Source organism: Thalassoglobus sp. JC818, from assembly GCF_040717535.1.
Classification (GTDB): domain Bacteria; phylum Planctomycetota; class Planctomycetia; order Planctomycetales; family Planctomycetaceae; genus Thalassoglobus.
On sequence record NZ_JBFEFI010000002.1, the window covers coordinates 40260 to 63914 of the forward strand.

Annotated in this window: 16 protein-coding genes; 12 read left to right on the plus strand and 4 right to left on the minus strand. The window is 52.6% G+C overall.

Annotation, left to right across the window (positions count from 1 at the left end; all coding sequences use genetic code 11):
* Positions 1-192 precede the first annotated feature (192 nt).
* Both AB1L42_RS04680 and AB1L42_RS04685 read right to left on the minus strand, forming a co-directional pair.
* Entirely contained in the window at positions 193-444 is a 252-nt protein-coding gene (locus AB1L42_RS04680) for an acyl carrier protein (RefSeq protein WP_367051828.1), read from the minus strand.
* Positions 445-528: 84 nt separating this feature from the next.
* The gene (locus AB1L42_RS04685) at positions 529-1803 is read right to left on the minus strand and encodes a beta-ketoacyl-[acyl-carrier-protein] synthase family protein (protein ID WP_367051831.1); all 1275 of its coding nucleotides are present in this window, start codon (positions 1801-1803) and stop codon (positions 529-531) included.
* Between the two features lie 455 nt (positions 1804-2258).
* Here AB1L42_RS04685 and clpB point away from each other — a divergent pair, with 455 nt between their 5' ends.
* Positions 2259-4889, plus strand: coding sequence for an ATP-dependent chaperone ClpB (gene clpB, locus AB1L42_RS04690; protein WP_367051834.1), 2631 nt, complete (start codon positions 2259-2261; stop codon positions 4887-4889).
* Positions 4890-5010: 121 nt separating this feature from the next.
* On the opposite strand, the gene AB1L42_RS04695 is transcribed toward clpB, so the two are convergent.
* Both AB1L42_RS04695 and AB1L42_RS04700 read right to left on the minus strand, forming a co-directional pair.
* Positions 5011-6615, minus strand: coding sequence for a pectate lyase (locus AB1L42_RS04695; protein WP_367051837.1), 1605 nt, complete (start codon positions 6613-6615; stop codon positions 5011-5013).
* Positions 6616-6758: 143 nt separating this feature from the next.
* Positions 6759-9812, minus strand: a complete 3054-nt coding sequence (locus AB1L42_RS04700) for a cadherin domain-containing protein (protein WP_367051841.1) — start codon at positions 9810-9812, stop codon at positions 6759-6761.
* Positions 9813-10085: 273 nt separating this feature from the next.
* Here AB1L42_RS04700 and AB1L42_RS04705 point away from each other — a divergent pair, with 273 nt between their 5' ends.
* From AB1L42_RS04705 to AB1L42_RS04755, 11 genes are all read left to right on the plus strand, one after another.
* Positions 10086-10952, plus strand: a complete 867-nt coding sequence (locus AB1L42_RS04705) for a xanthine dehydrogenase family protein subunit M (RefSeq protein WP_367051844.1) — start codon at positions 10086-10088, stop codon at positions 10950-10952.
* A 52-nt stretch (positions 10953-11004) separates the two neighbouring features.
* Positions 11005-11505: a (2Fe-2S)-binding protein gene (locus AB1L42_RS04710; RefSeq protein WP_367051847.1), complete on the plus strand. Its 501-nt coding sequence runs from the start codon at positions 11005-11007 to the stop codon at positions 11503-11505.
* A gap of 137 nt (positions 11506-11642) precedes the next feature.
* Positions 11643-12185, plus strand: a complete 543-nt coding sequence (locus AB1L42_RS04715; RefSeq protein ID WP_367051850.1) for a DUF4347 domain-containing protein — start codon at positions 11643-11645, stop codon at positions 12183-12185.
* A gap of 356 nt (positions 12186-12541) precedes the next feature.
* Complete coding sequence (recJ, locus tag AB1L42_RS04720) at positions 12542-14311, plus strand: single-stranded-DNA-specific exonuclease RecJ (protein WP_367051853.1); 1770 nt, start codon at positions 12542-12544, stop codon at positions 14309-14311.
* Between the two features lie 365 nt (positions 14312-14676).
* Complete coding sequence (locus AB1L42_RS04725) at positions 14677-15162, plus strand: RNA polymerase sigma factor (RefSeq protein WP_367051856.1); 486 nt, start codon at positions 14677-14679, stop codon at positions 15160-15162.
* Complete coding sequence (locus AB1L42_RS04730) at positions 15144-15728, plus strand: hypothetical protein (protein ID WP_367051859.1); 585 nt, start codon at positions 15144-15146, stop codon at positions 15726-15728. Before AB1L42_RS04725 ends, AB1L42_RS04730 begins: the two co-directional genes overlap by 19 nt.
* Positions 15725-17218, plus strand: coding sequence for a hypothetical protein (locus tag AB1L42_RS04735; RefSeq protein WP_367051862.1), 1494 nt, complete (start codon positions 15725-15727; stop codon positions 17216-17218). The genes AB1L42_RS04730 and AB1L42_RS04735 overlap by 4 nt, the downstream gene beginning before the upstream one ends.
* Before the next feature lie 134 nt (positions 17219-17352).
* Positions 17353-18819 carry a DUF1559 domain-containing protein gene (locus AB1L42_RS04740; protein ID WP_367051865.1) on the plus strand — a complete coding sequence of 489 codons (1467 nt, stop codon included), beginning with the start codon at positions 17353-17355 and terminating at the stop codon, positions 18817-18819.
* Positions 18820-19087: 268 nt separating this feature from the next.
* Positions 19088-20806 (plus strand): hypothetical protein, encoded by a 1719-nt coding sequence (locus AB1L42_RS04745; protein ID WP_367051868.1) that lies wholly within the window; start codon positions 19088-19090, stop codon positions 20804-20806.
* Between the two features lie 165 nt (positions 20807-20971).
* Positions 20972-22327, plus strand: coding sequence for a DUF1800 domain-containing protein (locus AB1L42_RS04750; RefSeq protein WP_367051871.1), 1356 nt, complete (start codon positions 20972-20974; stop codon positions 22325-22327).
* Between the two features lie 34 nt (positions 22328-22361).
* Positions 22362-23591 (plus strand): DUF1501 domain-containing protein, encoded by a 1230-nt coding sequence (locus AB1L42_RS04755; protein WP_367051874.1) that lies wholly within the window; start codon positions 22362-22364, stop codon positions 23589-23591.
* The last annotated feature ends 64 nt before the right edge of the window (positions 23592-23655 follow it).

Sequence of the window (23655 nt, forward strand, 5' to 3'; positions counted from 1 at the left end):
ATCAAATCGTGATTTCGACCCGCTGAACAAAGCCGCTCGGCAACGATCGAAGCATGCATTACTGCGCATCGAAACATCGGGCCCCTCGCGACGATAAAAAACGGGCGTCCCTCAAAAGGTCGCCCGTTTGTATCAAATCGATCAGCAATCAAGACATCGGTCGAAGCAATCAGAAGATCTCGATCGGCGACCTTAAGCGTCTTTCAGCAACGGTGTCAAATAGGTGACGGTGCTGTCCATTGTTGCGAGATGCTCGTAATCCGATTCAGGAATCTGAACTCGATACAGCTTGCGCAGCTCCATCACAATGTCCAGAAAGTCCATGCTGTCGAGTTCCATCTGCTCGCGGAACGGGACGGAATCGTCCAGGTTGGACAAGTCTTCATCTGGGGCAATCCGTTCCAAAATTTCAATGATCACCTGTCGGATTTCCGGTGGGGTCATTCCGTTCTGTCTCCTCAATCACTTCTTCGTTGGCGAATTTGCCGAGCCGGAAACGAACATTCGAAGTCGTCTCAACGGTCGACACTATTCGAAGACGCCCCCATGCTCAGCCGGGAATTTTTTTACGATCAACACTGAGTTAATCCCGAGCATTCCGAACGAATTGTTCAGAATATACTCGACTTTCTCCATGTGTCGGGGACGGTTCGCCACAATCTGATGCAGATCGCACCTTGGGTCCTGCTCGTCGAGGTTGATTGTAGCGTGGGCAATTCGGTCCTGAAAGGCAGGCAAATTCCCAAGCAGTTCCAACGCTCCGGCAGCCCCCATGGCGTGGCCGATAAAGCTCTTCGTGTTATTGATTGCCAAAGTGGTTCGGTCACCGAAAGCAGCTTTCAACGCCCGTGACTCCTCAATATCGCCCTGCTCGGTCGCTGTTGCGTGGCTGGAAACGATATCGATGTCGTCGGCGGAAAGTTGAGCTTTATCGAGTGCGAGAGCGATACACTCCGACTGTCGACTCGCTGACGGAAGGACGAAGTCCGTTGCATCGGAATTCATGGCGTAGCCGACAATCTCTCCGTAGATCTTCGCTCCGCGTTTGATGGCATCGGGAAGTCGTTCGAGCGTGCAGATTCCGCCCCCTTCAGCGACGATGATTCCGTTTCGATTAACGTCAAACGGTCGACAGGCTTTGGCGGGATCTTCATGCCAGGCGAGGGCTCCCTGACTCGCGAAACTCGCAAAAATTCCGAAGGTATGGATGCTTTCAGACACTCCGCCAGCGATCGCCAGGTCGACTTCTTTCAGCCGCAACATTTGAACAGCGTGAATGAAACCGGCGTTTCCGGCAGCACACGCAGCCCCGACAGTCAGATGCGGCCCGGTGATCTTCAGATTGAGCGTTACCTCACCCGCGGGATTATTGGCCACCGTCCGCGGATTGTGATGATGTGACCAGACTTTTGTGTCATAGTCGAACTGAGCGATTTCGAAGATCTCGTTCTCAGTCTCAACATTTCCATGTTCGGTGATACCGAGATAGACACCAACCCGGTCCCGACGAGTGTTTTCCCAGTCGATTCCGGAATCGCGAATGGCTTCGTTCGCACAATAGATCGAGACCGATCCGGCACGCGTACCGCGTCGACGTTCCTTCTTCTTTTGATATCGAAACTCGTCGAAGTGGCAAATTCCTGCGAGCACTGGTTGCTTGATGTAGCGAGTCTCAAACGGCTGAACGCCCGACTTTCCAGCGAGGAGTGCGGATCGGTATTCCTCTAGCGAATCCCCGTTCGGCGCAGCTACCCCGACGCCGGTCAACACAATTCGGTTTTCGTCCTGCAATTCGTCCAGCATACTACCAGCATACTCATTGTGGAGGCGGCTTTCGTCGGATGATGGACACTCGCCGCGTCATAGATTTTGAGACTCCCCCGAAAGGGAGATCATTGGGAGAATGGTCCGAGTTTTCGATCCCAATCAACAGTCTGGTGAGAGTAACGCTTGTCCCGAAACGAAACAAGCACCGTCAAGAACACTCGATCAGCAGCACTCTGTCTGATCGGGCCAACAATGTTTTCTCTTCAGGATCTTTATCCCGAACGAGGAGGAATGCCTTCGGTCCAACAACCTCAACATGTCATTTTGGCACAATTGGCGTCACTCTGTCGCTCGAGAGAAAGTGCCGACTTGGCAGCATCTCGTTCACCACAAACTCGTAAAACACTGCAAAATAGAGCCTTATGGACTGATGAACCCGCTTGGCACAGTCGTTGCATAGCCAATGACTGATTCGAAAGGAGGATCAACTTATGGCAATTCAATTTGATAAATTCACAACGAAAGCACAGAAGGCTGTCCAGGACGCTCATTCCATCGCTGAGGGCAAACACAATCGACAGCTGCTGCCGCTTCATCTTCTTGCGGCGCTGATTCAAGACCCGGAAGGAATTCCGCGGGCGATTCTGAAGAAAATTGGAGTCGAAGCGACTCGACTCTCCACCATGGTCGACGGGGAAATCGACCGTCTCCCAGCTTCCTCAGGATCAAACCTCGAAATCAGCCCGTCGCGAGAATCGATTCAGGTTTTCGAAGAAGCTCAGAAGACAGCTTCTTCGATGCAGGACCAGTTTGTCTCGACCGAACACCTCTTCCTCGCGTTGACGAAAGTCGATGACGCAGCCAAACGGCTGTTGCATCTCAATGGAATCGAAACAGACGACTTGATGCAGGCCATGAAGGCTGTTCGGGGAGGTCATCAAGTCACTGACCAACACCCGGAAGACAAGTATCAGGCACTCGAAAAGTACGGCAAGGACCTTGTCGAACTCGCCCGCAAGGGAAAAGTCGATCCAGTGATCGGCCGCGATGGAGAAATTCGTCGAGTGGTCCAGGTCTTGTCGCGTCGACGAAAAAACAATCCGGTTCTGATCGGAGACCCCGGCGTCGGAAAAACCGCGATCGTCGAAGGTCTGGCTCACCGAATCGTTTTGGGCGATGTGCCTCAGGTTCTGAAAGACAAGAAAGTGGTCGCGCTCGACATGGGTGCACTGATCGCTGGAGCTAAATATCGAGGCGAGTTCGAAGACCGCTTGAAAGCCGTCCTCAAAGAAGTCGAAGAAGCGAACGGTCAGGTCATTCTCTTCATCGATGAACTCCACACACTTGTTGGTGCCGGCAAAACAGATGGAGCGATGGATGCTTCCAACCTCCTGAAACCTGCATTAGCACGCGGAGACGTTCACTGTATTGGTGCAACCACCATCGATGAGTACCGGAAGTACATCGAAAAAGATGCGGCACTCGAACGACGGTTCCAACCGGTGACGGTCAAAGAACCCTCAGTCGAAGACACCATCGCCATTCTGCGAGGTTTGAAAGAGCGGTACGAAAAGCACCACGGAATCAAGATTCGTGATGCGGCATTGGACGCAGCTGCAACGCTCTCCGATCGCTACATCAACGACCGTTTCTTGCCGGACAAAGCAATCGATTTGATCGACGAAGCTGCCTCACGTGTTTCGATGGAACTGCATTCTGTTCCAACCGAAATTGACGAAGTTCAGCGACGTTTGACTCGTCTGGAAATCGCCAACCGCCAGCTTTCAGAAGAGAACGAAGAGCATGCGGAGAAGGAACGCCGTGAGATTCAGGCGGAAATGGAACAGCTCAATCAGAAGCTCGCGAGCCTGAAGGAGCAGTGGGAATCCGAAAAACTCGGCCTCGGTGACATTACTGAAGTTCGAGAAGAACTTGAGAAAGCCGACCTCGAATACGGACAGCTCGAAGCACTGATTCGAGAACAGCAATCTTCAGGACAAATGGTCGACGAAAAGGACTATCAAAGGTTGTTCGAACTCGATCAACGACGATCCCAATTGCGCAAACAGGTGGACGAGCAATCGGTCGAGCCTGAAGAACCGGTGAGCGAAACGAAGAGTCGACTCCTCCGAACCGAAGTAGGACCGGAGGAAATTGCTCAAGTCGTTTCGGCCTGGACCGGAGTTCCTGTGAGCCGAATGCTCAAAACAGAACGCGAAAAACTGCTGCACATGGAAGACCTCATCCATCAGCGGATGATCAACCAGTCCGAAGCAGTGTCTGCAGTTTCGAATGCGGTGCGTCGTTCTCGTTCAGGAATGCAGGACAAAAACCGGCCAATCGGATCATTCATCTTTCTGGGACCGACTGGTGTCGGAAAGACAGAACTCTGCAAAGCCCTGGCTGAATTCCTGTTCGACGACGAGCGAAACATGGTGCGAATCGACATGAGTGAGTTCATGGAACAACACTCGGTCGCTCGCCTTATCGGAGCTCCTCCCGGATACGTCGGCTATGAAGAAGGTGGTCGACTGACGGAAGCAGTCCGTCGGCAACCGTATTCGGTCATCCTTTTGGATGAAATCGAGAAGGCACATCGAGACGTTTTCAACGTCTTGTTGCAGCTGCTCGACGATGGCCGTCTGACCGACGGGCAGGGACGAACCGTGGACTTCACGAACACGATCGTCGTGATGACCTCAAACATCGGCTCTCAGGCGATTCTGGAACTCGCCAATGAAGGTGATGAAGCAAAGATCCGAGAAACGTGTCTCGACGCATTGAAGCATCACTTCCGACCGGAGTTCCTGAACCGTGTGGACGATGTGATCGTCTTTCATCCTCTCCAACGGACGGAGATCCGAAAGATTGTCGAGCTGCAGATTGATCGTCTGGCCAAACAGATGGCTGAACATGGATTTGCACTGGAAGTGTCAGATGATGCGAAAACACTTCTGGCGAATGAAGGGTATGATCCGACCTATGGAGCACGTCCATTGAAACGCGTGATTCAGAACCGACTCCAGAATTCGCTCGCGAACGCGATTCTCACAGGTGAGTTTCCGGAAGGATCAACGATTCATGTCGACACGCAGAACGGAGAATTCACTTTCTCTAAGTGACGCATGAAATTTCAATTGTACTTAACAACAACCGGGAGACTCGATCTGATGATTGAGCCTCCCGGTTTTATTTTTAAGCACAGGGATTTTCCTTCTGCGAAATGCGATTCAGACGACTGACTCACTGCTGCTGAACTGCTGCGAGGTAGTCGACCAGCGTATTCAAGTTCTTCATAAATGTCTTAGTGGAAATCACTCTCGTTGCCCGCTTGGCAACAAACGACTTTGACGGAGATCCATCCTTGTCTTCAACTGGCACTCCGGTAGATGTGAATTTGTCCGCGTTTCTCATCGCTCCGTCTTCGACCCAAGCACCTCGATTGTCTTGCGCATCAACGACTTTCTGAACCTCTGCAATCAACTTGTCGGTCAGTTCAACGGCTCTCGGACTTGCCACCAAATTTCGACTCTGAGGTGTTTGCCTCGAAAGCCTTTCCGCTCGTGATTCGATTCGGTCGAGCTTGGAGCTTACTTTGAATCCATAGTGAGTTGGTAAATCATCATCTGTATAGACGAGCTCATAATCACGCGTGAAGTAGAGCGGTTTGTTAGAACCGATCTCATAAAAGCGCGCTAGCTGACCGTCAGAGAGTTCCAGCGACCGATAAAACTCAATCGCTCGCGAAACTGGTTGAATAAACTTCTCTTCGCCTGTCTGTTCATACAAAGTGAGGAGAGTATCCAGAACTCCCTGAGACTCACCTCCGGTCAAAGCGGGGGGTTCGAACTTCCTGGCCCAAACAGGTTCCATTTCGTGATTGTATTGCTGCGCCCAACCCGGTTGTGGTTCGGGGAGTTGAGCGAGTAACAGAAAGTCACCCCCATCGATTGCTGACTGTCGCCATTGATCATCTTCATAAATCGCATGCGCGAGAAGCATCATCTGAATGACATCGCAAATCGTGTTGTCGTTAAGCGTGTAGAAGTATCGATATGTGGCAGGCTTGTATTCACGCTCCCATGACTTCGGAAACTTTGCTCTTACAACTGGAAACTCCGACGGATCGGGAAACTCGTCGTACTGCTGTGGCCAGGCTCCGTTGGGGTACTGAGCTTTTCTGAAAGAATCCAAAGCATATTGGGCCGCCTCGTGGATTCTCTCGTTCGAAAACTCCAGCTCCTTATCGACAAGCATGAGAAAGGTCAGGCAAGCCTGGGACTTTCCGTCGTCGAGTGTCGTTCGATTGAAACGTCTCTCGGGATTGCTTCGATGATCGACCCGGTAGGCGTAGTTTGGTCGCAGAAGGGGATCGAACTCCATGTTGTTCGCCCATCCACCGGTCTCGAGTTGAGTACGGACGAGCGCATCCGCGACCTCCAGCATCGCATCCCGCAGAATCGGATTGCGAGTCTTTTGGTATCCTTGTAAATAAGCCATCCCGACAGCTGGCGTGCCGGGAACTTCCACCCAAGCTTCACGTGGGCCGACGGCATTCTCGCCTTCTCGCTGACTCAGGTCATCACTGACCTGATAAACGTAGCCGCCACTCACTCCGACTTTTTCGCGAAAGAATCGCACTGCTCGGTAGAGTGAATGCTCCACTCGTTCCGTTGATAACTCGTCCTGGGCCTGGCTGACAGATTGCGGAATCACAGCGAGGCTGAGAATCGCGAGGAACACTCTGACAAACTGACGTCTCGCTGTCTCATTGCGACGGAGCGAACACCTGGACGACGAGTTCGGTAACTGAGAAGAAATCGAGCCGATGAGCGATTGGCTGGCCATAGTTTGAAGATCCCTGCTGAATACGATCACGAACCGCAGAAGCTCTTCCCAGTTTTACAGCATTCGAAAAACTTTTCCCTCCTGAGGGCGATATTTTTGTTCAGCAGGCACAACAAGAACCGGAGATCAGCGACGCCAGAGGCTTATTCGACAGTGACCGTCATCACTGCTTCTCGACTGTAAGCAGGTTCGCCGCTGTCCGTCACTCGAATCACCAACTCGTAGACTCCGCTGCTGCGAATCGAACGTTTACTTCGCACAGTGAGTTCACCGGTCTCTGTATTCAATTGAAATTTCTTCGAGTTCCCGGAGATGAGCTCGTAAGTCAATTGCTGATTGGGTTGCGCATCTTCGGCGTCAATGATTCCGATGAGCGTTCCGGTCGGGCTCTTCTTCTCAACGCTGAAGGATTGATCGAAGAGCACCGGCGGAGAATTGATCGGAACTTCCGTCACCATGATAGAGAGGCTGGCCCAAGCATCGTCGGACCACCCCATCCCAACTTCATCAACGACGACAGACACGTCGAGCCGCGGATTCGTCAGACGATTCAATGTCACACCAGCTTTTAGAAACAGCTGGCCATTCGAGATTTCGAACAACTCTGCATCAACTCCATCCAAAGTGAATTGATACGAACCGAGCGCATCGCCAAGGACACGCAGATCGGCAACTCTGTATGGCTGCGCGGTGTCGAGAGTCTCCGCGATTGTTTGGACGGGTCGATCAAGTTCCAGCCCGGTCAATAGTTCGTCGACATTTCCAACTGCGAGATTAAACGGTGTGGAACTGCCTGCTTCATTTGAGAGAGAAGGATCGGTCACGGTGATTGACCCACTGAGCAAAGGGGTCGTTTCGAAATCAAACGGAGAGCCAGCTTTGAGGTAGAGTCGGTTTCCTTCGATTTCAAACAGAGATGCGTGAGGTCCGTCGATGGCGAGCTCATTCGTGCCGACTCCATCGTCGACGACCGAAATCTCTGCGATCGCAATTCTTCCCGGACGTGAGGCATTTTCGTCAATCGAAGTGATCAGTGGATTCAACTCGACAAACCCGATGGTGTTAGTTTTCACGATCTGAATTGTGATCGTCGCTTCGGAAGAGAGCGAAGGGTCTCCATTGTCTGTCACTCGTACGATGACTTCGTGGGTGCGAATGGATCGCACAGACTTTCGCCGTGCGACTGTCAGTTCGCCCGTTTCGCTATTGATTGCGAAGGCTCGTGAATCTGTCGCAGAGGCAATCGAATAGGTCAACGTTTGATCGGGATTCGAATCCGTCGCAGCAACAGTTCCGACGACTGTTCCGTTCACCTGATTGCGAACCATGCCGATCGACTGGTCCGAGACAATCGGCGCCTGATTCGCTTCACGGACAAGAACTTCAAATTCCCGCGTCATCGTGAGATTGTCATCAACAGTCTCAAGATTTCCGTCGAGTCCTCCATCTTCCACCGTCACTGTGACAATCGTGGTTCCGGTTTGTCCTCCCACCGGCGTCAATGTCATCAAGGCTTCTGAGGAACCGGGTTGATAGTCGATTTGCGGATGTGCGATCAGCTCAGGTCTTTGACTGACCGCTGTGATCCGGATCGGTTGCGTTTCCCCGAAGCCGGCCGAAATACCAGTCAACGTGCGGGTTACCGGTAGGGAGTCTGAGTAGAGCTGGATCTGTGGAATGCTGTGCAGCGTGGGCGAGTTGTTGAACTCTGCCGACTGAGCAGCAACGGTCCCGCGAATCAGATACTGACCGAGACTGACTCCAGCTGCATAACCTTGCGGAGGGTTTTGCGCCCAGTCACCGTATCCAACGCCCTCAATGGAGACGAAGTACGTTCCCGCCGCGAGCGTAGTCCGAAGCTGCGCGCTGAGATCATGTGCTGGATTCGAAGACAAAATCAGTGTCCCCGTCGAGTCATACAGCTTCGCCAGGACATCGAGATTGCTGCCTTGCGAGAAAGAGGAGGACATATATGCCTGAGTGTACGATCCGCCCTGAGACCGGATAAATGCCTCAGTAAAATATGTATCGATTGTCAGGTCGATCGCTCCTCCCGAAGTGGAGAAGGAAAACCAGTCGTTGTCATCGGCCATCTCGATACGGCCGAAACCCTGAAGCTCTGACTGCTCATCCGCCGTGTCAATCACGGTCAGCGATGTCGCTCCCTGAATTCCACTCTCGTGATCGTCAGGTCGAAATCCAAAACCGTTCTGCGACGTAATGACCGCAAAGTCGTCCGGTCCTGACCCATAGTTGGCGTTCGCCGATCCGTTACTCGTATCGTGATAGTGTCCAGTATCCCAAGTCGTCACGTTGCTGTAGTACCCGCTCCCCATGATCGGGCCCCAACCTGTGGTCCCTGATCCGTGGCCGTCGTAATACTCCTCCGAAGATGTTCCATCATGAGACAGCCCGAGCGCGTGACCGACTTCGTGTGAAGCTGCTGCTGAGACTCCAATTTCAGTCGTGTTGAAAACGAACACCGGCTCGTCAGCTGAATCATTGAAGCTGTTGATGTACGCAAAACCACCGCAGCCGCAATCATCCCATTTGTCAGGAGTGATGACGACTCGAATTCCCCATTGAGTATCGCCCGAACCGTTCTTTCGGAGTGCTTCCTCACCGGGATCTTCAGTCGTGACGTTGACGGCGAAGGGAGCGAAGTCTTCAGCCACGCGTTCCCAGATTCGCTGAATCCTCCGCAGCTCATTCGGCGTAAACGTTGCCCCGTTTCCATCAGGGTCATACGCAGATGAAACGATCGACGAAATTCCGCTGGAAGAATTCCAGGTTGTCCCCTGAGTCACATGCCCGTCGAAGTCGAGATAGATCGTGTGATCAGCTTCCGGCAAGCTGTGAAGTGAAAAGGTTTGATTGAGCAGTACATAGCTGAGCTGTTCAACAGGAGTCTCGACGGACGACTCCAGCAACTCGATCGGTTCTGGCGGTTCGTTGATCCGTTCCCCACCGTGCTCATCGAAAATTCCGGAGTGCGTTTCGTCATGGTGGTCAGTGTGATGATCGTCGTGATCCGCGTCCGACTGAGAATGTGACGGCGCTCGCACGACCGCCATCATCGGCTTTGGGATACCACGTGTGGAAGAGAGAAGAACGCGATCTTCGAGAGACTCGACTTGCAACTGTGAACGAGTCCGTCGGCGACTCTCCTGCCTCCAGGTCCAGAGCAATCGAAACATTTCAAACTCTCAGTTGAATCCGGTTCTCAAAAGCTAGCTCGACCGTCTACTTCGCGAGGGGCAAAACAGACGATTTCCTTAGATTCATCGTCAGAGCCCCACCCGTCAGTATGGGCCATTCGGGAAGAACCGGCACATTCGAAACCGGGCAATCAGCGCAGCCAGCACAACCGGAATAAACAGTTCTGTGCAGCTGAATTGGCATTTGGAAGTGGAAGAGTTATCGTCTCTAAACGGAAATCTTTTAGGACGATCGATCACGGGTACTTGGACATGCGCGATTTTGAGTACGAAGCCCCGCAATCACTTGATGGAGCCATCCAGCTTCTCAATCAGGAACGAGTGAAACCGCTGGCGGGCGGAACGGACTTGATCGATCACATTCGAATCGGACGGATCGAAACCGATCTAGTTGTCGACATCAAGAAGATTCCAGAACTCAATGTTCTCGAAGTGAACGCAGACGGAATGCGACTCGGTGCGGCGGTTTCTTGTCGTCGGATCACGCAAACTGCCGAAGTGAAGAAACTGTACCCGGCGATCCACGATGTCTGCTCAATCATCGGGGGAATTCAAATTCAGTCGCGAGCCAGCGTCGGCGGGAATTTGTGTACTTCCGGTGCAGCTGCAGACTCAACGCCAGCACTCATTGCACTGAGAGCCACTTGCGTCATCGCCGGACCAAATGGAGAGAGACAGGTTCCCGTCGAAGACTTCTGCACAGGTCCTGCAGCGAATGTTCTCAAGCAGGGCGAATTACTCGTCGAGTTGAGATTTCCTCCAGCTGCTCAGAACTCATCCAGCCATTATCGACGCTTCATTCCCCGTTATGAAATGGACATCGCTGTCGTGGGTGTTGGAACTGCTCTGACACTGGATGAATCACAATCGGTCATCAAAGCTGCTCGCGTCGGACTGGGCGCCGTTGCTCCAAAGCCATTTCTCGCGAACAAAGTCTCCGAATTCCTGATCGATCAACCAGTCAACGAAGAGACCTTCGCTGAAGCTGGCAACATCGCTCGAACGTTGGTCTCGCCGATTGATGACCATCGCGGAACAATCGAATTTCGGACTCACGTGACCGGTGTTCTTGTCCAGCGGGTTCTCGCCGAAACATCACAGCGAATCCAGCAATCGTAGAGAAGTTGACTCCCATTCGATTTTGAACTTACTTCCCGGAAAGCTCTCGACAATGGCCAAACAACGAGTCGTCTCCACCACGATCAACGGCGAATCCAAATCGTTCTTGTGCGAACCGAGACAGACCCTGCTGGAAGTCCTTCGCGATTCTCTCGATATGACAGGGACCAAAGAAGGCTGCAGCAACGGAAACTGTGGGGCCTGCACAGTGTTGCTCGATGGGAAGCCTGTGACCAGTTGCCTCGTGCTCGCCGTTGAATGCGAAGGCTCTGAAATCGAAACGATCGAAGGGATCGCTGATCAGGACGGATTGTCACCGATCCAGTCTGCATTCCTTGAAAACGCTGCCCTGCAGTGTGGGATCTGCACCCCCGGTTTCATCATGTCTTCGAAAGCACTACTGCGAGACAATCCGAATCCAACTGAAGAAGAAATTCGCTTCTATCTGGCAGGCAATCTCTGTCGCTGCACCGGGTACGACAAGATCATCGATGCCGTCCAGGATGCTGCGACGCGACAATCAACCTCCTGCCAGACCACAAAAAGTTCTTGACGGAAGTCCACAACCTGAGGACATTGAAAACATTCGTAGCGGCTCGGGCAAAGAGTTGAGTTCACTACGAAGCTGCTTTGATATTGGAGATTCACTTCAGAGAGTTGTACCAAGAAAGAGAAATTGAAAGCGGGCCCATGGCTAAGAAACGAGCGAGCCAAAATCCGGTGAAGTACTACGACTTCGAATTCATCGGTACGAACGTCAACGACCCGGCAGGTCGAATCTACAGCAGCAAAGATGCTTACCCGCGTTTCGTGAAAGATCTCGCCGAGATTTCGAACTTCGTCTTCGAGTTCTCGATTGCCAGCGATCATCTTCCTCGCCGAGTCGCAATCGTCACTCATGGAAGCACCGACGGGTTCTGGGTAGGGCAGGATTATGTCTCAATGGAGACGATTCAAAATCACTCTGAATCGTTCGGGCAACTCGGCCTGCTTATGCTACCGGGTATTGCCACTCTGGAGTTGTATTCGTGTCGAGTCGGGAGAAATCGAGCACTCTTGCGAAGGATTTCGTCCCTGTTGCGTGGCACGCCTGTGATTGCTTACGAAGAAGCCCAACCCGCCAGCGGAGAGAGTTCTGGTCGAAGAATTCGATGCAAGCTCGATCGCTGCGGAACTCGCGAGGGAGCCCCTCGGAGACGCAGAAAAGGCAGCTCAAGACCTTTCGCGAATTGATTTGTCATCGATCGACGCAGATTGTCCCCACTTCGATTCTCGAGAGTTTCGATGCGGTCATCGATTCAACTCTCGACTCGAAAGCCGAATCGGGTAAACTTTGCTTCTGCTCGCTCAGGGAGTTATTTCCTTCATCAGTGTGCCGCGAGCCCCAAGAAAGTGGTCCGAGCGAATTCATTCAATCGAGTGCACACAACAAAGGTTCAAGCACTCGAGCCGATCTGAGACAACCTTTAGAACATTTTCAAATTTGGTTTGCACTGACTCGCACGAACAAGCTCAACTCTTCAATTGAGCGAGAACGAGCAAGCGAGTGCACAGGGAAGAGCAACTTGCTCTAGAGAGTTCAAAGTTCGATGCCGAAACAGTGGAGGTTTGCGTCGCACGACCAGGCAATTGTTGGCCGTCTCGCTGAAGAGATGTCCTGTTCTCCCCTCCTTGCACAGGTGCTGGCTGCGCGGGGAGTCACAACGAAGAATCAGGCAGACTCCCTGTATTCAACAAAGATGACGGACCTGCATGATCCGGGTTTGCTGCCGGGAGTTTCTGAAGCAGCCGACCGGGTCGTCAGCGCGATCAACGCGAAACGTCGAATCACGATCTACGGAGATTACGACGTCGATGGAGTGACAGCGACAAGTATCCTCTGGCACTGTCTCAAACTCGCAGGCGCTCAAGTCGACTACTACATTCCATGTCGACTCGAAGAAGGTTACGGACTCAACCTGGAAGCGATTCAAACCCTCTACGACGAAGATCCCGAGCGGCTCGTGATCACGGTCGATTGCGGAATCAGCAGCCTCGAGGAAGCGGCTCTTGCGAAGAGTCTGGGGCTGGAACTGATCATCACCGATCACCATACGCTTGCGGATCAACTCCCAGCGGCAGCGACGAACGTTCACCCGCGACTCCCCGGAAGCGAATACCCATTCCCCGATCTTTGCGGGGCAGGTGTGGCTTTCAAGCTGGCCTGGGCGATCTGTCAGAAGCTGGGCGATGGAACAAAAGCTTCGCCAAGAATGCGTGAGTACCTGAAAGCTGCGGTTGGCCTCGCTGCGATGGGAACGGTGGCCGACGTAGTTCCTCTTGTCGGGGAGAACCGAATCCTCGTCCGCTACGGGTTGTCGACAATTGTTGAGAAGTCGATGACCGGGCTCGCCATGCTTCTCAAAGTCGCGGGTCTCGACAGCCAAAACGAACTCAGCGCGGAAGATATCGGCTTCGGACTGGCTCCTCGCATCAATGCGGCCGGTCGACTTGGACAGGCTCGACTGGCTGTCGAATTATTGACCACCGAAAACCGACAGCGAGCGGCTCAACTCGCAGACTACGTCGATCAGCTGAACAAGAATCGGCAAACCGTCGAGCGAAAGATGTATCGCGAAGCCAAAGAGATGGTCGAAGAGAATCCGGATTGGCTCGAAACCGGAAGTCTGGTTCTGGCGAGCGAAGACTGGCACCCCGGGGTCATCGGAATCGTCGCTTCGCGAATCGCTGAAAAGTTCGAACGTCCAGCGGTCATGATCGCGATGAATTCCGAAACACGGATCGGGCAAGGTTCGGGACGATCATTCAACGGGTTCGATCTTCACTCCGGACTGTCACATTGTTCGGAGTACCTTGAGGCCTTCGGAGGCCACCGTGCCGCTGCCGGCCTACGCATCTCCGCCGATCGAATCGATGAATTTCGCGAGGTTTTTGGCAGATACGTATCGGAAAATCAATCTTCAGAATCGGAAGAACCTGAACTGGCTGTCGATGCTGAGATTTCGCTGCATGATCTGACCAACAAAGCAGTTAAGGAGCTTGATTGGCTCGGTCCATTCGGCCAAATGCACCGACGACCGATCTTTTCGAGCAGTCGGGTTGAGCTTGTCGAAGCCCCCGGAACGATGGGTGGAGGCGGGCGGCACCTTGCTCTGAAAGTCCGTGAAGGCAGCAAGATCATCCGTGCTGTTGCTTTCGGAAAAGGTGACTGGGCAGAAGAGATGGTCGAAGAAATCAACGGTCCATTTTCGATTTGCTTCTCGGCGAGTATCAATCGGTTTCGCGGCTACGAAAACGTCGAACTGCAGCTCATCGACTGGAAACCATCCAGCAGTCAGGTTGCTTCCAAAGCTGTGTAATGGAGTTGGCGAGTTCCATTCAAATTCGCAAGCGTCGACCAATCGATCGTCGAGAAAACTCTCTTCCATGTTGAATTGAAGATTGCACAGAGCGGCTTCTCTTCCCCTCTGCAATGAATTTTCACAAGCGTATTCTGCAAAAGGACTTACGCATCCATCTAACGAGTCGTTCGCGAGTTCTTTCTTGCGTAGGAGCCGCTGCTTATCGAGTTTCTCTGTGGGAATCACGAAAACTTCTCGAGTTCTATTGGGATCGAGACGACCGCGTGGCGTCTTAATGGTGCCGTGAGACGGTGACGAGTTGTTCCCTTTCGGACAGCTTGAATCCGAAGCCCGACCATTCTTCCCTCACAAATGAACGACCTGTGGATTCACAGACCCTCGGAGAGCTGATCGACAAGTACGCTCAACCGCTCGAGCTTTATGCCCGGCAGTGGAGCGATGATGCTGCCGATCTCGTCCAAACAGCGTTTCTGAAGCTGCTTGAAGAACCAGTTCTCCCGAGCAACGTGAAACCATGGCTGTATAGAGTCGTGCGAAATCTGGCAGTTTCGTCGCTGCGATCCACCATCCGAAGACGCGACCGGGAAACGAGGCACTTCCGTCGATCGGAAAACTGGTTCGAGGATGGATCGGACTCGGAACTGGACGGCGAAAAAGCGACTTCAGCACTTCTGGACCTCGACCGCAAAACACGTGAAGTCATCGTCGCCCATCTCTGGGGAACGCTGACCTTCGAAGAAATTGCGGACCTGACGCAGACCTCTTCCAGCACAGTGCACCGGCGCTATCAAAACGGCATCCAACAACTGCGAAAACAGATGGGGCTTTCATGTCCAGTGACAGAATAAATTCGAATCAGCCGAGTGAGTTCGAGAAGAATCTCAGTGCTCTCCAACCGCAAGCCAATCAGCGACTGCGTGATCAAATTCTCTACGCAGCCGGTGAGCGTGCTGCAGAGTTACGTCTTCGCGATTCGGAACACTCAAAAGCTGATCGTCGATCTAGTGGACTTTGGAAATTCGCCACAGCTGCTTCCTGGATTGTGACAGCCGGTCTACTCATCTACTCGGTTCAGATATCTCCAGGAGTTGTACAGATCGTCGAGGTTCCGACTCTCGAACCAACGACAGATCAACAGCCCGAGCTTACAGAGAAACCAGTCTCGTCTGAACAGACTCCTCGTCAACCGACTGAGCAGCAGATACGAGTAATGGCTCAATCGGACGGTCAATATGCTCGCGATGAACTCTCACTCATCCGGTACTTCGATACGAATCAACGATCTGGCGAGATTCGGATTCCGGAGAGTTCACTCCCCGACAGGAAGAACTCTTCAAACGCGACTTACGCCGAGCTTTCCCAGCATCTCAGACCATTCAGCATTCATGTTCCTCGAAATGGAGAGACATTATGAATCGAATCATACAAATACCCTTGATTGCCTGCTTGGTATTCACGTGGTCACTTGCGAGCGTTCAACAAGCTTCTGGGCAGGTAGAAATCGGCCCAAATGGCCCTGTCGTCTCGGATCCTGAAAAGGTGAAGAGCGACGTCGTACTGCACCAACTCACAGTGACCGCAGCGGCAGAACCTGTTCCCGTTCTCAAGTGGCGGCTTTACCCGACAGTCGATCAAGCGACGCCGGGAAACTCTGTTCCGCTCTGGTATCGTTCTCTACTTCAACTTGAAAGCGATCCCGAAATTGGTGTGTGGTTTAGTCGCATCGACATTGTTTCCCCTGCCACAAAGAGACCGGAAGAAGACTGGAATCAAGTCTCCAAACTTGTCGAGACGCACTCGCTCTCACTGGAGACCGCACGCAGCGCTGCTCTTCGAAACGACTGCGATTGGGAACTGCAGATCGGAGAATTGCGTGGCCCGGAAACCGTCTGGCTGCGGCTCGGAGAGTTTCAAGAGCTTCGTGGGCTTGGACGAATCCTCTGCGTGAAGGCTGCTGTTCACGTTCAGCATGGAGAATTTGATCAAGCGATGGAATCGATGCAAACTGCAATGCGACTCGGAACGGATGTCGCCAAGCCGGAAACGTTTATCAACGATCTGATCGGCATTGCTCTCCACCGAATGACATTGAATCAGGTGGAACGTTGGATCGGGCACCCTAACTCTCCAAATCTCTATTGGGCACTTGCACAATTGCCCCGACCGATGATCGAGATTCGTTCAGCACTCGAAATGGAAATGACACTTCCGCAGCGGTTTTTTCCATGGCTGGCTGACCCGCTCGCTGAAGAACGGACTCCCGAAGAGTGGAATGAATTAATGTTGACCACCATTCAGGAGGGCGTCGGAATCGGGATTCAGTTTCCCGGCTTAGGGCCACAGCCGACTCGAGAAGAGGTCGAACTCGCGTTCCAGCAGTTTGCCGTACGGAACTATGCGAAAGCGAAGAGCCAGCTGATTCAATTTGGATGGGCAGAGCCTGAAATCGAACAGATGCCGGTCGGCCAGGTCCTCGCACTTCGCGAATTCATGGTCTACCAGATCTACACTCAGACACTCGCTGCAAATGCGTTGCTGCCATTTCCAGAAAGCCAAAGCCGGGCGGATGATTTGTATGAGTCATTGAGAGACATTGGCAGAGAGTCCATTGTCGGAATGCTCTTGCCAGCTGTGCAGCAAGTTTACATCGCACAGCAACGGCTTGAGACCTACCGAAGCGTGTACATGCTGATCGAAGCGATTCGCATGCATCTCAGCACCAACTCCGGTGAGCTTCCGACTTCGCTTGATCAGATCACTGTCGTTCCAATCCCGAGTGACCCATTCACCGGAAAACCTTTCGAGTACACGCTTCAGGACGGCGCCGCTGTGATTGATGTTCGGCTTCCCGGTTGGCACAACCGCTATGAAATTCGCGTCGATGATGCCTCCGAAACGCGTTGACGAACGTGCTTCCTCGCGAACTCTGCAAACACTCCCGCATCGGAAATCAAAAGGAAACAGATATGCTTTCCCTTCATAAAATGAACTCGAAATTTCGCTCCACGATTGGGTTCTCACTGCTGCTGGTTCTGTGCATGACTTCGTCAGCGTCTTCACAGGATCGAAATGCTGCCGATCGAATTCTTGATCTGGACAGCGAAGCGATCGCCGTCGTTGACGTTGATCTGGAATCACTCAGTGCGAACTGGTTATCGAAGATGATTCTGGCCAGCGAGTCGGGAATCACTGATGAAGACCGCAATCTGCTGACAGAACATATTCAGCAGAATCTGGACCGACTCAAAGAGCTGAACATCACTCAGCTGCAATTTGCACTGTTGCCTGTTGTTCCGCGGATTTCAGGGATGAATCAAATGGCGACTCTCGTCATTCCCATGCCCGATTCCACGAGTGCTCAGAACTTAAAAGAGAGATTAGAATCCGGAAATCAACTTCCGTTCCTTATCGATTCCCGCTCGAAGCCGAGCGTCGTCGAAAACCTCGTGATCCTGGAAAATCCATCACGAGAAACTCCATCGAACTCCGCGACGACGGGAGATCGTAGTTCGAAACTCGGTCGCGCGATGGCTGGAGACTCATCCCCGATCAGTTTGTTCGTCGTCCCTTCGAGTGAACAAGTGCGCGTGATCAAAGAACTGGGAATTCTTCCGAAAGAGACCATCGACCTCTTCGCCCAACTGGAATCGGTTCGCGTGACAGTCGAAGAAGCAACGACCGAAGTTTCCGTCAGCTGTCGATTCGATGCGAAAGCCCATCTGAATCAAGAGCAAGCTGGCCTGATTATTAGAGACATTCAATCGACTCTCGGTTCCGTGCTCAACGTTTCTTCAAAGGTCTCGGGTGACCCGCAAGTCAGCGAACAGGAGATTCAATTTCGCTTGAATCAGATCGCTGGTCAGCCTCCGATTCTGGCTCAGATTTTCGGCAACCTCACCAAAGTCTCCAAGCAGCTAAACGTGATGAACCGATTGAAACAAATCGGGCTCGCGATGCATACTTTCTATGGGCAGTACGGGAGTCTTCCTCCTTCAGCGAGCTACAACGAGGCGGGCCAGCCGCTGCTCAGTTGGCGTGTTCATCTGCTGCCGTTTCTTGATCAACAAGAGTTGTATGAACAGTTTCATCTGGACGAACCCTGGGACAGCGAACACAACTCGCAACTGGTTTCTCAAATTCCTGATGTCTTTCACTCCGAGAGCCTTGTTCTCAACCTCTCTGGTCGGACGACACTTTGCGTGCCTGTCGGTGAGTCCATGATGTTCAGCGGAAAAACTGGAACAACGTTTCAGGAAGTCAGAGACGGAACTTCCAACACGGTCATGGTTGTCAACGTTCCCAACTCGGAAGCTGTTGTCTGGACTCAACCGACTGATCTCATGGTTGACCTGGAAGATCTGCAAGCCCAGATTTTTGGCGATCGTGATTCTGCCCATGTTCTGTTCGGGGACGGATCAGCGAGAAGGTTCGATGCCAACCTCCCTGTCGAAACGCTGCGTGCATACCTGACCCGGAATGGTGGTGAGGTCATTGAATACGACTGAGGAAGCTTCCCAAACAGGCCTAACAGTGAAGCTGTGAGATCTTCGTGAGTCATTTATTGCTGTCCGTTCGATTGCCTTTCAGTCAATCGGGCGGACGGTTTTCGTTGAATCGAGGATTTCCAGTGGAGGTGTGCAAAGTTTTTGACACCTCAATTCTCCCCGACGAGTAGTTCTCTGCATTCAGGAACCTCTGTCGAAAGCCTGTGCTCGTATGAATGCATCCGCAAACCTCCGATTCTCGCTTCTCATTATGAGCGGTCTGGCTTTCATGGCCAGTTCCGTTCAGGCACAAACTGCCACAGAAATTCTCCCGGAATCGACCATCATCTTTGCTGAGATTCAGCATCCCCATCAACTTGTGGAGTCGGTTCTCGCACATCCAGTTTCTCGCAAAGTTCAGGATTCGAACGCTTACCGCGATGCTTTGAAAGACCCGAAAGCGATCGGATTTCTGTTCGTAGTCCGATTCATTGAAGCTCAGATCGGGATGCCCTGGCAAAAAGCGATTGAAACACTCGCAGCTGGCGGAGTGACGATTGCCGTCGACAGTCGCACCGAAGGTTTCGTCGCGCTGTTGAAGTCGAACGATCCGGAGAAACTCTCCCGCACTCTGGACAAAGTGATCAAACTCGCTCGGGAAGATGCGAAGAGCAAGGGGAATGACGATCCCTTCGAAGAGAAGGAATACCGTGGACTGAAAGCATATGGAACCGATGGAGGCGGGTTCTTCGTCCATGACGACTGGCTGGTGCTGGTCAACAAAGCTGAGACTGCTCGCGACATTGCAGACGCTCTTCTCGATGGGCGGGAAACAAGTCTCGCCCACTCAGACACTTTCCGGCAAGCACTTCAGCACAAGTCATCCAAAGACATCGCCTGGGCATTCGTCCAGACGGAACCGATTCGAACAGGCGACAACAAGGATCTGCGAAAACTCTTCTCTGGGGTCGCTGACGACCCGGGCGGAGAACTGATCCTCGGAGGAATTCTGGAAGCTCTGAAGGACGCCCCTTACATCACAACTTCTCTGAGTGCAGAACAAGACAGACTTGCACTGAGATTGAAAATCCCCTTCGAGCAAACATCTCTCTCAGAGACTCGCGAGCACTTCTTCGGACCGCGTGGAACCGGACAGGCTGCTTCGACTCCTGAAATCTCCGGGCTGTTGTTCAGTATCTCTGCGTATCGAAACGTATCTGAGATGTGGCTTCGGGCTGGCGACTTGTTTGACGCCAAAGTCAACGACAATCTCGCCCAGGCGGACAGCACTCTGACCACTCTCTTCTCGGGAAAAGACTTCGCTGAAGACATCTTGGGGGCACTCGAGCCGACGTTTCAGATCGTTGGAATGCGTCAGAGCTTTTCCGAAGATCAACCGACTCCAGCGATCAAAATCCCGTCCTTCGCGCTCCTCGCTGAGATGAAAGAGCCGGAGACGACGACCCGAGAATTTCGACGGATCTTCCAGAGCTTTATCGGCTTCCTGAACATCGTCGGTGCCATGGAAGGCCAACCACAATATGAACTCGGACAGCTGCAACTTGACGGTGGCGAACTCGTCTCAGCGACCTTTATCCCGGAAGTGGGCGAGGAAACCGCACAGGATGCCAAGATTCATTTCAACTTTTCGCCAACTCTCGCATTCTCAGGGAATCAATTAATTCTCTCCTCTACGACTGATCTCGCTCAAACTCTGATCACTTCTGGGAACCGAAGCGAATCAGAAGCGACCAGCGACTCTGATTCCATCGTCAATACACTCGCCGAGATCTCAGCACCACAGCTGCAAGAAGCACTTTCCGACAACAAATCCCATTTGATCGCTCAGAACATGTTGAAGGAAGGACATTCTCAAGAAGAGGCAGAACGACAAATCAACACGCTCTTCGAGATTCTCAATCTCTTCGAGAGAGCCTCTTTGCAGTTGCTCACAGACGAGCATCACGTTGACCTGGAACTGGACGTTGTACTGCAACCGTCTGAATAGCTTCGCAACTCGCCGTCGGTCGATGAGCGATCAGAACGTTGTCGAGAGGTTTTTTGTTTTGGTTGGCACTCACTCGCACGAGCAAACTCCCCCTGTTCTCGAATGAAACAGCACAAGTGAGTGCACAAGAACGAGCAACTTGCTCTCAGGTATGGATTCGGTCTCATGCACGACATCGACCCCGGTTGGGCCTGGTCGCCCTTCGAAGAGAGCCATCAGCAATGGACTCGTCAACTGGCTGCCCATCTGTATCGCCGTGCTGGTTTCTCCGCCACGTCTGAAACTCTCGACGCAGCAATGAATAAAACAGCGACCGAAGTCGTCGCTGAGCTCGTTGACGAGCGGACCGAGTCGAATGATTACCTCTCCCAAATGAAGCAATTGGCCAGAACGGTCGTTGCAACGGGCAATGTGGAGAATTTGCCTGCCTGGTGGATGTATCGGTTCCTGACAACATCCGACATGCTTCAAGAAAAGATGACGCTTTTCTGGCACGGTCATTTCGCAACGAGCGGTGACAAAGTGACTGACCCGGAATTGATGTACGATCAGAACGAGCTTCTGCGAAGCAACTCGCTTGGCAACTTTGGAACGCTTGTTTCTGAAATCTCGCGCAACCCGGCGATGTTGATCTACCTCGATTCCGTCACGAATCGCAAAGCCCATCCCAACGAGAACTTTGCCCGGGAAGTCATGGAGCTGTTCGCACTCGGGGAAGGTCAATACACCGAAGACGATATCCGGGAACTGTCTCGATGCTTCACAGGCTGGGAAATTCGGAACGGGCGATATCGTTTCAATCGGTATCAGCACGACTCGGGTCGAAAGTCGATTCTCGGCCAGGACGGAGCTTTCGACGGAGACGAAGGTGTGGCCATCGTGCTCGACCAACCCGCACTCCCGGACTTCATCATTGGCAAGCTGTATCAGTTCTTCGTTGCTGATGAACCAGCTCCGCCAAAGGCACTTCTGGAACCGCTGACAATTGAGTTTCGAGAGAATGGACTGAACATCGCCCCGATCGTGAAGCGAATCCTTTCCAGCCAGCTCTTTTTCTCGTCTCAATCAGTCGCCCGAAAAGTTCGTTCACCAATCGAGTTCTCCGTCGGATTTCTGAGGGCTCTCGAAGGTTCGACCGATCAGTACGCGCTCACATCCGGGATGCTGGAACTCGGTCAGGTTCCGTTCTTTCCTCCGAATGTGAAGGGCTGGGATGGCGGTCGAACGTGGATCAACTCGTCGACGCTGCTGGCTCGATCGAATCTCATTCAAAGTATCTTGAAGAACAAAAACACACGCTTTTCACACGGAACTCTTGGCGACCTGTTCGACAAACATCGGCTCAATTCGTCCGAAGAGATCGTCAATTGGCTGGAGTCCATGCTTCTGGCGGTGAGTCTGCCAGCCCCCGTCCGATCGCAATTGCAGGCGAAAATTGATTCCGGAGCTGGCAAACGTGAAGAGCGTCTCAAAGAGGTTGTTCACTTGATTTGTGGACTTCCTGAGTACCAACTTTCCTGAACTTCCTGTCTTCGCTGACGAATTGGAACGAAAAATGTCTCTCTCACGTCGACGATTTCTTGCATTGTCCGCGCCTGCAATGATGGCGTTCGGGAGGTCAGCTCCTCAACTGTTCGCTCAGGCAGCCAACCAGTCTTCGGAAAAAGATTCGGACAACATCCTCGTTGTCGTGCAGATGTCCGGAGGCAACGATGGCCTGAACACGGTCGTCCCACACAGCCACGACGAGTACAAAAAAGCTCGCCCGACACTGGCCATTGCGAAGGACGATGTCTTCTCAATCGATGATGACTACGGGCTGCATCCAGAGTTGAAGGGATTCGCGGATCTTCTGGAAGAGGGACGACTCGGAATTATTCAGGGAGTTGGTTACCCGAATCCGAATCGATCGCACTTTGAGTCGATGGATATCTGGCACACCTGTTTCCGCAAGAATATGAGTCGGCAGGACGGTTGGCTTGGCCGTGCGATTGATCAAGTGCAGGAAGAAGCGAGTCTGGACATTCCAGCGCTGCACTTGGGACATCAGAAACAGCCCTTCGCTCTGACGTCGCTGGTTCATCGAGTTCCCACAGTGAAGTCGCTCGATCAGTTCCGCTTGGAACCACTCTCACAGATGACTGTCCCGGAACTGCAGCAAGGCGTTCGCTCTGAGCGGATGGAACCAGCGTCGCTGCTCGGATTTGTGCAATCGAGCACAGAGAATGCTTTGGATGTCGCACAGCGAATGCTGGAAACAACAGCCGGTTATCAACCGAGTGTGACCTATCCGGAATCTCCACTCGCAAAGGACCTCAAGACGATCGCCCAGCTGATCGATTCTGAATTCGCCACTCGCATCTATTACGTCGAAATTGACGGCTTCGACACCCACTCAGAGCAAGCCCTCGCTCACGCATCACTCATGAAAAGTGTGTCCGAATCGGTGACTGCGTTCTTGAATGACATCAATCAGCACGGGCATGGTGATCGTGTTCTTGTGACCTGCTTCAGTGAGTTCGGCAGACGCGTCGCGGAGAATGCGAGCAAGGGAACCGATCACGGAACAGCTGCGCCGATGTTCCTGGCAGGGAATGCGGTTCAAGCGGGCCTGATTGGTGAACATCCGGATCTGACCAATCTCGATCAGGGTGACCTCGTGTTCCACACCGACTTCCGTGAAGTCTACGCTGGAATTCTGGAGAACTGGCTCAATCTGGAGTCCAAAGCCGTTCTCGGCGGATCATTCGATCCTGTATCGTTCCTCAAAAACCCATTGAGTTGAAGCGTCTCACGCAGTCGAATTTACATTCGCTGATGCGAACCTCTTCCACATCGAAGTTGTCTCA